Below are 13,849 nucleotides of genomic sequence, written 5' to 3'. Positions count from 1 at the left end.
CACTTTTTTAATGTTATTTCTAGATTAGCATGAACCGCAGGCCTTGTGCGCGCACCATGGCTAGCCAGCCACAGGCCGCAGACGCGGATTCAAATGCCAGTCCAGCGAGCCGGCGCCGTCGCAGAACAGCAGTTCGCCGCCGTTGGGCGTACCGCGCAGGCGCTGCTTGATATCCTTGGCCGGCAGCTGCGTGAGCGCCGCAACATCGGCCTGGAACGGCATGGTGCGCACCGTGGTCTCGCCGCTGACCATGCGCAGGCCGCAGCGTGCGATGCCGGCCGCCTCCACCTTCTGCTCGATCACGCGGGCCAGCTTGTCCTGCAAGAGCTTCAACTGCGTCTGGCCTGCCTGCAGGTCGGTGCGCAGCTTGGCGATGGCTTGCAGCTCCGCCGCCACCGCGCCCGCGATCTTGCGCAGGTGCTGGCCCTGTTCGGGAGTGAGCTGCAGCTCCTGGGTGCGCAGCTTGGTGGCCAGCGCCAGGTAGCGGCGCACGTCCGGAATGGCGGCGATGCGGTCCACCTCCTGCTGGTAACCCTGGTTGGCCTGGTCGAAAGCGGCCACCCGCAACTCCAGGTCGGCGATCTCCTGGTCGAACTGGCTGACATCCTTCACCAGCACATAGACCACCATCTCGGTGCGGCGGCGCGGGCCGGCGCTGTCGATTTCCACGTTGCGCCCCGCCACCGCGCAGCCCTCGGCCACCTCGATGCGGATTTCATCGGCGATGATCTCGCAATTGGAGGCCTCGCCCAGCGTCACGATGGTGCCGGAGATGACGCAGTTCTCGGCGCGGCCGATGTGCACCGCGCCTTTACCAGTATGGATCACCGAGTTGGAGGCGACGCCGGTCACGGTGATGCTGCCGGCCGTGTTGGCGATGCTGCCGCTGACCAGGTTCTTGTCCAGCACCACGGTGCCGCCGCGCGAGTGGATATTGCCGTAGACGTTGCCGTGCACCGTGATGTCGCCGCCGGTGACGTCGCGCTGTTCCTGCACGTCGCCGAACTCCTCGTAGGCGCCGGCCAGTTCCAGGTTGCCGGTGGTGCGTCCGCTGACGCCATCCATGCTGACGATTTTGTCGGTGATGGAAATGCGGTTGGACTTGGCGTCGACGTTGAGGAAGCCTTCGCGGGTCGATACCAGATACTCGCCGTCCTCCAGCTCCTTGGCCTCGGTGCCGTCGCCGGCGAAGAAGCGCAGCGTCAAGTCCTTGGGCTGCTCGGCCGGCGTCATGCGCCCGGCCAGGTCGAAGCCCGGATGGCCCGGCACGGCCGGCAGCTTTTTCAGCAGCCGCACATTGGCCTTGATCTGCGGGAAGCGGTTCTGGAAGCTGCCCAGGTCGATACGGCCGTCGGCCCTGGCCTTGGGCGCGTCGCTGCGGTGCAGGTCGGACGACACCTCGACCACGGTGGCGTCCTGGCCCGGCTCGGGTTCCAGCTCGGTGGCCACGGTGATGCGGTCGGCCTTGGTGGACGCGATGGCCGCCGCCACCGCAGCCACCTCGATGCCGAACAGGATGCCCTTGTTCCACATCTCAGCCACGAATTCGTCGACATCGAGCCGGGTCGGCCGTTCCGGGATCACGGTGCCGTCGGGCAGCGTGATCTCCTCCAGATACAGCGTCTCGAAATAGTATTCGGCGTAGCCGCGCCCCATCTTGGGTTGCTTGTACAGCGCGATGCGCTCGTCCGACATCGCGCTCAGATCGTTCGCCAGCCGCGTCATGCCCGGCTTGCCCAGGTCGGGACCGACGCCGTACAGCGCCTTGACCAGCACCGGGTAGTTCAGGCCGACGAAATAGCTGTGGGAATGGAAGACTTCATTGATGGCTGCGGCCAGCGTCAGCGGCGACAGGGACATGTCAATGTAGACGCCGTCCGGGCGCTTGGCCAGTCCGATAGGCAAGCCTGCGGCCGGAGCGTGCGACTCCTCTCCTGGCGCTGCAGGTGCTAGCGGTTGAACCACAGTCTTCCTCCGAACGGCACGCGGCCGAAAGGCATTGCGTGTAATTAATTAATATTACACTTGGGCCAAGAAAAAGAAAGCGATTTTAGTGACGTCGACGCCAAAAGTGTGAACTTATTGCTACAGATCAATGTTCAATAAATAACATGGGAGCAATACGCAACAGCAAGCGGCTAGTGGCGCGGCGGGTTGGCGTAGATATCCTGACCCACTTCATTGATCTGGCGGCGCAGATCGCGGCGCTCGTCGGGGGTCAGGCGGCCGGCGCGGCGGCTCATTTCGGCGTTGCGGCCGGCTTCCTGCATGGCGCGGCGCTGCTCTTCCGCGCGGGCGTCGTAGCTGCGCGGATCGAGCGGGCGGGGTTCGGCCTGGCGCTCCTGACGCACCGGCTGCACTTCGCGCGCAGGCAGGCTGCGCGGATCTTCGCGGCGCGGCGGGTCGCGGTCGGCCGAATTATCGTAAGCCATGGCGCTGCCGCTCAGCAGCAGAACACCCAGCAGGGTACGAACGCAAAAAGTTGCGCTTGCTGCCGCGTAGTGTTTTTTGTGATCGATGCCCATGGCGTTCCTAAAAAGCTGAATCTATGCCCAGAGTGTATGATGCTTTACCTGAGGGGGTAAGACGAATTGGGTAAAGTTTGTAACACTTTGTAATGGGTTGTCACAGACGTTTTCGCAAGTCCGATTATGACGTTACCATAGCAACATGAATATGACAAATCTGGCAGCCAAATGACTAGCACAACGACTGAATCCGGCAACACCCCCGCCAACCAGCATGGCCATCAGGCCAAGATCATGGTAGTGGACGACGACGTCCGCCTGCGCGACCTGTTGCGCCGCTACCTGACCGAGCAGGGCTTCAACGTCTTCACAGCCGAGAGCGCCACCGCGATGAACAAGCTGTGGCTGCGCGAGCGCTACGACCTGCTGGTGCTGGACCTGATGCTGCCGGGCGAAGACGGCCTGTCGATCTGCCGCCGCCTGCGCGGCGCCGGCGACCAGACGCCGATCATCATGCTGACCGCCAAGGGCGAGGACGTGGACCGCATCGTCGGCCTCGAAATGGGCGCCGACGACTACCTGCCCAAGCCCTTCAACCCGCGCGAGCTGGTGGCCCGCATCGGCGCCGTGCTGCGCCGCCGCGGCCCGGACGAGATCCCGGGCGCGCCGTCGGAAACCCCGCAATCGTTCGAGTTCGGCCAGTTCGTGCTGGACCTGGGCACCCGCACGCTGAAGAAAAACGGCGAAACCGTGCCGCTGACCACCGGCGAGTTTTCGGTACTAAAAGTATTCGCCCGCCACGCCCGCCAGCCGCTGTCGCGCGAAAAGCTGATGGAACTGGCGCGCGGCCGCGAATACGAAGTGTTCGACCGCAGCCTGGACGTGCAGATCTCCCGCCTGCGCAAGCTGATCGAGCCAGATCCGTCGAGCCCGCTGTACATCCAGACCGTCTGGGGCCTGGGCTATGTGTTCATTCCGGAGGGGCAGCCGCGCTAAGGCGCGGACGCGCGCATGAAGTCGAAGTTCCCTTTTACGTTTCGGGCGGCCAGCCTTAAAAGCGGCCTGTTCTGGCGCACCTTCTTCCTGCTGGGCGCGCTGACCACCACCAGCATGACGGCCTGGGTCGGCATGATCAGCGTGGTGCAGCACGAGCCGCAGGTGCAGCAAATCTCTTCCCAGGTGATCTCGGTGGTGACGATCACGCACGCCGCCCTCACCCACTCGGCGCCGGAACTGCGGCGCGAGCTGCTGTTCGACCTGGTCTCTAACGAAGGCATCCGCGTGTTCACGCTGGAGGACGACGACAAGGTCGATCCGCCACCCGACAACGCGCTGATGCCCGACATCCAGAAGCTGGTCAAGGCCAAGCTGGGCGCCGACACCCGCTTCTCCGCGCGCGTCAACGGCGTGGCCGGCTTCTGGGTCAGCTTCAAGATCGACGACGACGCCTACTGGCTGATGCTGGAACGCGAGCGCATCCGCGGCCTGACCGGCATCCAGTGGCTGGGCTGGGCCAGCGTGGTGTCGGTGGTGTCGCTGCTGGGCGCGGCCTTCATCTCCAGCCTGATCAACCTGCCGCTGCGCCGCCTGACGCAGGCCACGCGCGCCTTCGCCCAGGGCAAGCGCCCCGAACGCCTGCCGGAAAAAGGCCCGATGGAGATCATGGAAGCCAACCGCAGCTTCAACCAGATGGTGACGCAATTGCAGCAGGTGGAGTCCGACCGCGCCGTGATCCTGGCCGGCATCTCGCACGACCTTCGCACGCCGCTGGCGCGCATGCAGCTGGAAGTGGAGATGGCCAACCTGTCGAACGAGGCCCGCGAAGGCATCCAGTCCGACATCGGCCAGATGGACGCCATCATCGGCCAGTTCCTCGACTACGCCAAGCCGACCGAGGTATCGAGCTTCATCAACGTCGACCTCAGCGAGCTGCTGAGCGACACCGCGCATGAGGCCGAGCGCCTGCCGGACGTGCGCATCAGCACCGACATCGCGCCCAACGCCCACGTGATGGGCAACGCCACCGACATCAAGCGCGTCATCAACAACCTGATCGAGAACGCCCGCCGCTACGGCAAGACGCCCGGCAGCGAGCTGACCGAGATCGACATCAAGTGCAGCATCAAGGGCATGCACACCTCGCGCCGCGTGGTGGTCGAAGTGCAGGACCACGGCAACGGCGTGCCGGACGACCAGATCGAACAGCTGCTCAAGCCCTTCACCCGGCTCGACGCCGCGCGCGGCCAGGCCAACGGCGCCGGCCTGGGCCTGGCCATCGTCGACCGCGTGATGCTGCGCCACGGCGCCGAACTGCAAGTGCGCAACCGCGAAGGCGGCGGCCTGCTGATCCAGATCGTGATGAAGGCGGTTTGATGCGGGCTATCACGATCGCACTGCTGCTGACCGCAGCCGGCCACGCCGTGGCCGCCAAGCCCGCGCCGCCGCCGCGCATCGAACAACGCGCGCCGACCGAAGAGGAACGCGATTCCTTCGACATCTACTTCCACCAGAAAATGGTGGCCGAATCGCACGGCGCGCGCCCGATGATGCCGCTGTTCGCTCCGGCCTTCGACATCCAGCGCCAGCGCGGCAAGCCGTGGCAGGTGATCGCCCGCGTCGATTCGGCGCCGCGCCATTCGGCGGTCGACCTGTGCCGGCAGATACGCTCCAGCTTCATCTACGACGCCAAGGCGCCCAAGGACGGCCGCTGGAGCGTAACGGCGCAGGAACCGACCTGGCACGTGTGGCTGGCCCAGCCCAACACCATCTGCAGCGCCGTCCAGCACACCGTGCTGATGGACCAGGCGGTGCGGCCGGAGGACGTGGTGGCGCTGCTGCGCCAGCATGCCGAACTGCTGAGCCGCGCGCGCCTGCTCTTCGCCGGCAACTCGCGCTGCATCCGCCAGCGCGCACTGCCGTTCACGCTGCGCGCGATCGCACCGGCGGCGCCGGCGGCCGGCGCGCCCGTGATGTTCAGTTTGGTATTTGAAAGCGACCGCGACACTGTGGCCCGTGTGGCCGTGCGCCGCCACCGCGGCGAGTACGCGGCCTGGAACGTCGACTGCGACTAAGCGGAGACTACGCGCTGGCGCCGCTGCGGTTGATCGGATGGTCCAGCGGCTCCAGCAGCCGGGTCAGCAGCAGCTCGGTCGAGCCGTAGCCATACAGCGAATCCGTCTCCAGCCCCGGCGTATCGTAAGGCACGGATTCCTCCCGCTCCGAACGGCTCGGGTCGGCGTCCGAATACGTCACGCGCCAGGCGCGCTTGAGCGCGTCGGCGCGGCGCAGGAACTGCGGCACCGGCCACTGCGCCGGATCCCATTCCAGCGCATCGCCCAGCACCGGCCAATGGCCGCTGGCCAGCGCCATATCGCCGACGCGCAACACCTTGACCGCATCCTGCGGCCGCAGCGTGGCGAGCTCTTCCAGCGATGGCAAACGCGGCAGCTTGGGGCCGAACAGATACGCCAGCATGATCTTGCTGCCCGGCGACAAGCGCGCCACCAAACCCCAGCCATAGCCGCCATCCAGCAACGGCACGGCAAACCAGCTTCCCTCGTGATACGACTGCCTCATTCCTAACCTTTCACTTGCACGATGCAGCAAGGTGTCGCCAAAATGTACCGACATGACGGCGCCTCCGATAAAAGCTGTGACTGCTTCGTTGGCGCCCTGCGGCGCAAAGCGCAAGTTTAGCGGCGCGGCGCGGAACGCGGCGCACGGCACCGCAACCCGCGCCTGTGCTACACTACGGCCTCGCTAGGGGTCCTGGAGCTTTGCTGCCGGGTGAGAGATACCCTTCGTACCTGATCTGGATAATGCCAGCGAAGGAAAGCGCAAAGTAGTTCTCCCCTCCTTTGATGGCTCTCTTCGCGGTTCCAGCCGAACACGTAGAGAGTCCATATGTCCACACCAAAATTTGCAGTTTCCGTCATCGCCATGGCGGTATTACAGGCTTTTCCAGGCGCCGCCGTCGCTGAAACCTCCGCCCCCGAGCAAGCCCTGCCCGAAGTGGTGATCACCGGCGCCAAGGCGCAGGCCAGCCGCGCCTCCGTGGCCGGCTTCTCCAACGCACCGCTGCTGGAAACCCCGGCCTCGGTCAGCGTGCTGAGCTCGCAGCAGATGCTGGACCTGCAAATCCGCTCCACCACCGACGCCGCCAAATACGACGCCAGCCTGAGCGACGCCTACAACGCGGTCGGCTACTCGGAACAGTTCTCCATCCGCGGCTTCAAGCTGGACAATTCCTCCAGCTACCGCAAGGACGGCATGGCCATCCCTGGCGAAACGCAAATCCCGCTGGAAAACAAGGAACGCCTGGAAGTGCTCAAAGGCCTGTCCGGCCTGCAAGCCGGCGTATCCGCACCGGGCGGCATCGTCAACTACGTCACCAAGCGCCCGACCGATACGCCGGTGCGCACCGTGGTGCTGGAAGAGCGCGAGCGCGGCACGCTGTACGGCGCCGTCGACCTGGGCGGCCGCTTTGAAGACACGCGCTTCGGCTACCGCTTCAACGCCGCCGCCGAACGCCTGCGCTCCTACATCAAGGGCGCGGACGGCAACCGCAAGTTCGTCTCGGCCGCCTTCGACTGGAAGATCTCGCCGCAGGCGCTGCTGCAGGTGGACGCCGACTACCAGAAAAAATCGCAAGTGACCGCGCCCGGCTTCCAGCTGCTGAACAACCTGACGCTGCCTAACATCCCGGCCGACACCATGCTCAACAACCAGCCGTGGAGCCGCCCGGTGGAAACCACCAGCAGCAATATCGGCGCCCGCTTCGAATACAAGTTCACGCCCGACTGGAGCGCCACCGTCAGCGCCAACCAGCACAACTTCAAGCGCGACGACTACACCGCCTTCCCTTACGGCTGCGGCGCGGAAGGCCTGTATCCTGGCTTCTGCGGCAATGGCGACTACGACGTCTACGACTACGTCAGCCTGGGCGAGAAGAAATCGCCGCTGACCGTGCAGGCGCTGGTGCAGGGTAAATTCACCACCGGCTCGATCGCGCACGCCTTCACCGGCGGCGCATCGCTGTTCAAGAACAGCGAGAAATGGGGCGACTACCTGTACGTGCAGGCCAACCCGGACCACACCGCGTTCAGCAACATCTACCATCCGATCGTGGTTCTACCGGCGGGCGGCAGCAGCGGCCCGGTCTCCGAGCGCCGCCGCGACAACGAACGCGCCCTGTTCGCGCAGGACATCGTCAGCCTCAACGAGCAACTAAAGCTGCACGCCGGCGCGCGCTACGTGCAGGTCAAGCGCGACGAAATCGTCGACCCCACGCTGCCGTTCGCCCACACCGATGTCGGCTTCTGGCTGCCGAACGTGGCGCTGGTGTACAGCCTGCGTCCCAACGTCTCGGTCTACACCTCGTATGCGCAGGGTCTGGAGCACGGCGGCGTCGCCGGCATCGGCACCAAGAACGTCGGCCTCGCACTGGCGCCGGGCAAATCGAAACAGGTCGAAGTGGGCGTCAAGGCCGACATCCATCCGGACCTGAGCGCCAGCGTCGCCCTGTTCGAGATCCGCAAGGGCCTCGAATACACCGACGCGCAGAAGTACCTGGTGCGCAACGGCCAGGCGCAGAACCGCGGCCTGGAGATGGCCCTGAACGGCCGCGCCTCGCGCGACCTGACGGTGGGCGTATCGGCCACCGCGCTCAACACCCGCCAGCGCGACACCGGCCAGGCGGACCTGGACGGCAAACGCGTCACCAACGTCGCCGCCTTCAAGTCGAGCGTGTACGCCGACTACGCCGTACCGCAAGTGGCAGGCCTGTCGGTCAACGCCAACTGGGTCTACTCGGGCAAGAAAGCGTTCGACAAGGAGAACCAGGTATTCGTGCCGGGCTACCACGTGATGAACCTGGGCGGCGCCTACGCCACCCGCATCGCCGGCATGCAGACCACGCTGCGCGCCAGCGTCGACAACGCGTTCGACAAGTTCTACTGGCGCGATGTGACGCCGGACCTGGGCGGCTACCTGATGCCGGGCGCCACGCGGACCTTCCGCGTGTCGGCCCAGATGGACTTCTAAAAGATCAGCTGCGCGCGCATCGAAAAACTCTTCGCTGCGCGCGCCGAGTTCCTGCCGATCAGGTAAGCAAATTCGTACTTGATCTCCTGCCGGCCGATATCGCGGTGCCCAAACACCGCCGGTCCGGCGCGGTGCGACTGCTGCCGGTACGGCAGCCAGTCATTCCACTTCCCCACCTCGCCGAAAGCCTGCACGCCGGGTTGAAACCACGGCTTCCAGTTGTGCTTGACCTGTAGTTGATAAGTCAGCTCCATCGGATGCTCGCCGCCACTCGGCGCCACGCGATAATCGCGCTGGAAGAACAGGTTGGCGTTGAACTGCGTGCGGCCGATTTCCGTCTGCAGCACCGGCCCCCATTCGAGCGCGTAGCCGTCGGCGTTGTCGCGCGCCTTTTCCAGCTTGGTGTGCAGTGCCAGGTCGAAGTCGTACTGGCCTTGCGTCAGCAGATAGTCGTTCTGCCACGCCGTCTCCACCCAATGGCCGGCGCCGCCGTTGATCTTGACCCACTTGGCATAGACCTCGGTGTACCAGCGCGACGTGACGCCGTAGCCGATGCCGATTTCCGGCGCGGCCACGGTCAGCCCCTTGTAGTGGGCGTTCCAGTATTTGTAGTCGAGGGAGAGCTGGCCTTCCACGTCGTAGGTGGAGACCAGGTAGTAGCCGGTATCGGCCAGCGCCAGCGGGGATACGCACATCAACATCGCCGCCAGCCGCTTTTTCATCGTAGATGCCGCTCCACTTGGGATAGTCGTTCAGCCGGATCGCCGGATACCAGCAGATAGGGTATCCCACGCGCCGCCAACTCGTCCAGCAGCATGCGGTCGATAATCACGCTCACCTCTTCGGATTCGCGATGCAGGCCTTCCTCCACCCACGGGATGTCCGGCGCCGTCACCAGCGTGAAGGCGTAGTCCTGCTGGTGAGTGGCCGCCAGCGCCGCCAGCTGCTGGTCGAAGCCGCCGAAATAATGGCGGCCGTACACCAGCGTCATCAACGGTGCGGTGTCGCAAAAAAGATACTTGTGGGCGCGCGGCGCGGCCGCATCCTCGCGGTCGCGCTGCGTGGCGGCGATGTGGAACTGATCCTCCGCCACCGGCACCCGCTCTTCCGTGTCGACGAACTCGCGCAGATACTCCGGCACCCACAGCGTTTGATAGTGATCGGCCAGCGCCGCGGCCAGCGTCGACTTGCCCGACGACGTCGTGCCCAGTACCGCCACCCGCAGCGGCGCCGCGCTCATTCCAGCACCATGCGGCGATCCTTGCCGTCTATGCTCCAGGCGCGCAGGCCGATCATCGCCATGACGACGAACACCGCATACAGCACCGCCGTCAACATCAGGTGCTTGTGCACGTACAGCGCCACGTACAGCACATCGACGATGATCCATACCACCCAGTTTTCCAGCTTTTTGCGCGACAACAGCACCTGTCCCAACAGGCTGCCGGCGGTCAGGAAGCCATCCGCCATCGGCACATCGGTATCCGTGTAGTGCGACAGGAACCACCACAACAGCCCGAAACCCAGCAGCCAGCCGCCGACGGCCAGCCAGCCGCCATGGCGGTCCAGCCGCGTCACAGGCAGCGATTCGGCCGTGCTCGGCACGCCGCTCAGCCACTGCTGCCAGCCCCATACCGACACCGCGATAAACACCAGTTGCAGCGCCATGTCGCCGTACAGCCGGGCGTCGTAGAACACCACGCCGTATATCGCCGACGACAGGATAGACAGCAGCCAGGCCCAGTGCAGCTGGGTGATGTTGAACAGCACCGTGCCCACCGCCAGCACAAAGCCGAGCAGTTCAAGCGGCGTAGTGCCGAAGCCAAACAGGACAAGCGGATCGTTCATCGGATCAGGAGGTAGCGCGGCCAAGGCCGCCAGGGTGGGAAATAGCGCCGCGGCAGTATGCGAGTTTTCAGCTGAATAAGCAAGATTTGGCGGGCCGCCACCCACACATTTTAAAAAAACACAACATTATAAAAAAAACATTGTTATTGATTTGAAATTGCTCATATGTCATTATTAATTGGCAACATCCTTTTAATCCATATGGAGCATAAGAATGCGAAAAATCCTGTTTCTCGCCGCAGCCCTGGCGGCCGGCGCAGCACACGCCGACTTCATCCCCCGCGTCGTCTCCGGACAAAACGTCGCTACCGTCAGCCTGAACGGCGGCAGCCTGTCGTACTCGCAACCCTGGGGCAACGGCACGCTGGGCGCCCTGATTGTCGAAGCGCAGAACGTCCCCCGCCAGATCGAAAACGGCTTGAACGCGGCCGCCGCCAACGCCATCAACGGCCATGGCGCGACTTTCGGCAGAGGCACCGTCACCGGCACCCCTACCCTCACGTTGCGTCCCGATGCGAGCGGCGTGGTGTTTGCGACCATGACCGGCCTCAGCTATCGTGTCACCTCGTCGTTCAGCGGCACCAAGTGGGGCGTGATCAACTACAGCTGCACCAACACCACCGACTACAAAAACATCGCCGTCACCGCGCAGTACGGCACGGCTGATGGCGTGATCCCGCCCACCAAGGTCGGCATCACCGGCACCCTGAACACTTCCACCGATTGCGATTCCAACCTCAGCTGGATATTGCCGGTGCTCGGCGACATCCTGATCAACAAAGCCGAAGGCAAGGTCGACGCCGGTATCGCCAGCGCCGTGCAAAATGGTTTGGGCAACGTCACGCAGAACTTCTTCTTCAAGCGCGACCAGAACTGGCTGGTGGGCCTGAACCGTCTGATCCCGGCCGACAAGGTCGTCACCTATCCAGGCGGCAGCTTCCCGATAGGCCAATACATCGCCAACAACCTGCCCTACCTGATCGCCAACAGCCAGATCACGCTGAAGCTGGGCAGCGGCGCCAACCTGAATGCGGTGTTGGGCACCAACGAGCCGCCGTATGACCTGAGCGGCGACGCCATCACGCTGACGCTGACCTCGCCGGGCGTGAACTTCACGGCCAATCTGAGCGAGCAGGTCCACGTGTACTGGCTGTGGCAATGCAGCATCGCCAACCCATCGCGCAAGTGCCAGGATCCGCGCTAAGCCCGGACAAGAAAAAAGCCCCGTGTGCGCATGCGACGCTCAAGATCGTCGCACGGCACACGGGGCTTTTTGCATCGGGATCGTCCCGGCTTACTTGGACTTGGCCGGATACTTGATGGTCATTTCCTTCAGCACGTTGTCGGCGTGGTCCACCTCGGCCATCACCCACAGCATGTAGCGGATATCCATGTGGATGGCGCGGGTAATGGCGGTATCGAAGTACCAGTCCTTGGTGATGGACTCGTAGGTCGAGTCGAAATTCAGGCCGATCAACTCGCCGTTACGGTTCATCACAGCGGAACCGGAATTGCCGCCGGTGGTGTCGGCGCTGGTCAGGAAGTCGACCGGCACCGTGCCCAGGACAGGATCCTTGAACTGGCCGTAGCGCTTGGCCTTGATCGCGTCCAGCAGCTTCTGCGGCGCGTTGAACGGATCCTTGCCGGTGTTCTTCTCGACGATGCCTTCGACCGTGGTGAACGGGCCCTTGGTGATGCCGTCCTTCGGCGAGTACGGCGACACGGTGCCGTAGGTCACGCGCAGCGTCGAATTCGCATCCGGGTAGACCGGCTTGCCCTGCGATTTCTTCCACGCGATCACAGCCTGCATGTATTGCGGGATCACGCGTTCCAGGTTGCCGTCCAATTCCTTGCGGCGCTCCTTCAGCAATTGGGTCACGTCATCCAGCTTGACGGCCAGTTGCACGAAGGCGTCGTTCGACGCGGCCATCGCGGCGGCATCCTTGCCCACCCACGCCAGGCGCTTGGCGGTGTCGCCCAGCTCGGACTTGGCGTACAGCGCAGGCACCGCATCCACGGCCGGCAGCAGCGCATCCAGGCCGCTGACGTGCATGGACTTCGGCAGTTTTGCATAACGCTGCAAGGCGGCGACGAAGCGCGCCTGGTCCACGCTGCCCACGTAGGACTGCTCCAGGCGGTTCAGGCGGGCCTTGATGAAGGTCAGGTCGCGCTGCTGGTAGCCGGTTTCGCGTTCCGCGTCCGGCTTGGCGCTTTCGCGCGCCAGGCGGTACAGCGTGCTGCCGCTTTTCAGCAGGTCGCCGGTGGTGGCGACGCTGTAGCCGAATTCCTCGTCGCTCAGCGCCAGGTCGGCGGCGATCACGGCGTCCAGTTCGGCCAGCAGGGTTTTCGACACGCCCGCCTGCTTGTTGTACCAGGCGCGGAACTCCGCATCCTGCACATCCTTGATGGCGGCGATGTCCTTGCGCGCAAAGCCGTCCAGCAGGCCCTGGGTTTTCTTCATCACGTTGTTCATGCTCTTGTCGACGCTGGCGTAACGCACGGCGGCGGCGGGATTGCCCTTGGTGGCGGCGGCGATCACGTCCAGGTCGGCCTGGATCTCGGCCACTTTGGCCGGATAAGCCGAATCGCGCGCGGCGCGGATTTCCGACGGCAGCTTGTAGCGGCTGGTGCGGCCAGGGTAGCCGGCCAGCAGCACAGGGTCGCCGTTTTTCAGGCCGGCGGCGGAGACCACCAGGAAGTCCTTCGAGTGGTAAGGCACGTTGTCCGGCGACGGATCGGCCGGACGGCCGTCCTTGCCGACGTAGGCGCGCAGGAAGGAGTAGTCGCCGCCCTGGCGTGGCCATTCGTAGTTGTCGATGTCGCCGCCGAAGTTACCGATCATGTCGGCCGGCGCGTACACCAGGCGCACGTCGCGTATCATCATCTGGCGGATGCGGTAGTACTCAAGGCCGCGGTGGAAGGCCGGCACCGAGCAGCGGTAGATCTTGTCGCTCTCGCATTCGGCGATCAGCGCCTTGATCGATTTTTCCACGGCGTCGTGGCGCTGCTTCCCGCTCATGGTGTCGCTCACGCCCTTGAGCACGCGCGCGGTGACGTTTTCCACCTTGTCGGTCACGTAGACCAGCGTGTTCGGACCGCCCGGCAGCTCGTCGGCGCGGGTCTTGGCCAGATAGCCGTCGACGATGTAGTTGTGTTCCGGCGTGGCGTTGCGCTGGATCGCGCCGTAGGCGCAATGGTGGTTCGTCACCACCAGGCCGGCGTCCGACACGAACGACGCCGAGCAGCCGCCCAGCGAGACGATGGCGCTCATCGGATGCTTGGACAGGTCGGCCAGTTTTTCGGCCGGGATGGTGATGCCGATCCGCTTCAATTCGGATTTCAGCTGCGGCAGCTGGTACGGTTGCCATTGGCCTTCGTCGGCCTGGGCTGCGGTGGCGGCCATCAGCGCCGCTGGAAGAATGAGATATTTTAACAAGATATATGCCCCAGTTTGAGTTCTGGCGGCAGTATATGCCTTCTGCGGAAGGCTG

Annotated in this window: 12 protein-coding genes and 1 riboswitch; of the genes, 5 read left to right on the top strand and 7 right to left on the bottom strand. The window is 64.3% G+C overall.

The window, feature by feature from the left end; translation table 11 throughout:
- Positions 1-60 precede the first annotated feature (60 nt).
- Both DUGA2_RS09325 and DUGA2_RS09320 read right to left on the bottom strand, forming a co-directional pair.
- Positions 61-1,965, bottom strand: coding sequence for a flagellar assembly protein A (locus DUGA2_RS09325; RefSeq protein WP_229214646.1), 1,905 nt, complete (start codon positions 1,963-1,965; stop codon positions 61-63).
- A 173-nt stretch (positions 1,966-2,138) separates the two neighbouring features.
- Positions 2,139-2,525 (bottom strand): hypothetical protein, encoded by a 387-nt coding sequence (locus DUGA2_RS09320; RefSeq protein ID WP_070268982.1) that lies wholly within the window; start codon positions 2,523-2,525, stop codon positions 2,139-2,141.
- A 171-nt stretch (positions 2,526-2,696) separates the two neighbouring features.
- Here DUGA2_RS09320 and ompR point away from each other — a divergent pair, with 171 nt between their 5' ends.
- The 3 genes from ompR to DUGA2_RS09305 are packed head-to-tail and all read left to right on the top strand — an operon-like array spanning position 2,697 to position 5,539.
- Positions 2,697-3,464: a two-component system response regulator OmpR gene (gene ompR, locus DUGA2_RS09315; protein ID WP_008450215.1), complete on the top strand. Its 768-nt coding sequence runs from the start codon at positions 2,697-2,699 to the stop codon at positions 3,462-3,464.
- Positions 3,465-3,479: 15 nt separating this feature from the next.
- Positions 3,480-4,841: a sensor histidine kinase gene (locus tag DUGA2_RS09310; protein WP_070268981.1), complete on the top strand. Its 1,362-nt coding sequence runs from the start codon at positions 3,480-3,482 to the stop codon at positions 4,839-4,841.
- Positions 4,841-5,539 (top strand): hypothetical protein, encoded by a 699-nt coding sequence (locus tag DUGA2_RS09305; RefSeq protein WP_070268979.1) that lies wholly within the window; start codon positions 4,841-4,843, stop codon positions 5,537-5,539. Before DUGA2_RS09310 ends, DUGA2_RS09305 begins: the two co-directional genes overlap by 1 nt.
- Before the next feature lie 7 nt (positions 5,540-5,546).
- Here the strand turns inward: DUGA2_RS09305 and DUGA2_RS09300 are convergent, their stop codons facing one another.
- Complete coding sequence (locus DUGA2_RS09300) at positions 5,547-6,044, bottom strand: Imm26 family immunity protein (RefSeq protein WP_043481106.1); 498 nt, start codon at positions 6,042-6,044, stop codon at positions 5,547-5,549.
- A gap of 175 nt (positions 6,045-6,219) precedes the next feature.
- A riboswitch (TPP riboswitch) is annotated at positions 6,220-6,318 on the top strand.
- Positions 6,319-6,371: 53 nt separating this feature from the next.
- Here DUGA2_RS09300 and DUGA2_RS09295 point away from each other — a divergent pair.
- Positions 6,372-8,510, top strand: a complete 2,139-nt coding sequence (locus DUGA2_RS09295) for a TonB-dependent siderophore receptor (protein WP_070268977.1) — start codon at positions 6,372-6,374, stop codon at positions 8,508-8,510.
- On the opposite strand, the gene DUGA2_RS09290 is transcribed toward DUGA2_RS09295, so the two are convergent.
- From DUGA2_RS09290 to pnuC, 3 genes are read right to left on the bottom strand one after another with little or no spacing between them, the layout of a single operon-like run.
- Positions 8,507-9,232, bottom strand: a complete 726-nt coding sequence (locus DUGA2_RS09290) for a hypothetical protein (protein ID WP_070268975.1) — start codon at positions 9,230-9,232, stop codon at positions 8,507-8,509. The genes DUGA2_RS09295 and DUGA2_RS09290 overlap by 4 nt on opposite strands.
- Positions 9,229-9,750, bottom strand: a complete 522-nt coding sequence (locus DUGA2_RS09285; RefSeq protein ID WP_070268973.1) for an AAA family ATPase — start codon at positions 9,748-9,750, stop codon at positions 9,229-9,231. The genes DUGA2_RS09290 and DUGA2_RS09285 overlap by 4 nt, the downstream gene beginning before the upstream one ends.
- Positions 9,747-10,358, bottom strand: coding sequence for a nicotinamide riboside transporter PnuC (gene pnuC, locus DUGA2_RS09280; protein WP_070268971.1), 612 nt, complete (start codon positions 10,356-10,358; stop codon positions 9,747-9,749). The genes DUGA2_RS09285 and pnuC overlap by 4 nt, the downstream gene beginning before the upstream one ends.
- Positions 10,359-10,572: 214 nt before the next feature.
- On the opposite strand from pnuC, the gene DUGA2_RS09275 reads away from it, so the two are divergent.
- The gene (locus DUGA2_RS09275) at positions 10,573-11,562 is read left to right on the top strand and encodes a hypothetical protein (RefSeq protein WP_070268969.1); all 990 of its coding nucleotides are present in this window, start codon (positions 10,573-10,575) and stop codon (positions 11,560-11,562) included.
- A 90-nt stretch (positions 11,563-11,652) separates the two neighbouring features.
- Here the strand turns inward: DUGA2_RS09275 and DUGA2_RS09270 are convergent, their stop codons facing one another.
- Entirely contained in the window at positions 11,653-13,761 is a 2,109-nt protein-coding gene (locus DUGA2_RS09270) for a S46 family peptidase (protein WP_070268967.1), read from the bottom strand.
- Positions 13,762-13,849 lie beyond the last annotated feature (88 nt).

The organism is Duganella sp. HH101 (genome assembly GCF_001758795.1).
Lineage (GTDB): Bacteria > Pseudomonadota > Gammaproteobacteria > Burkholderiales > Burkholderiaceae_D > Rugamonas > Rugamonas rivuli.
Note: the sequence above shows the minus strand (reverse complement) of the source record. Positions and strands in the feature narration are given on the sequence as shown.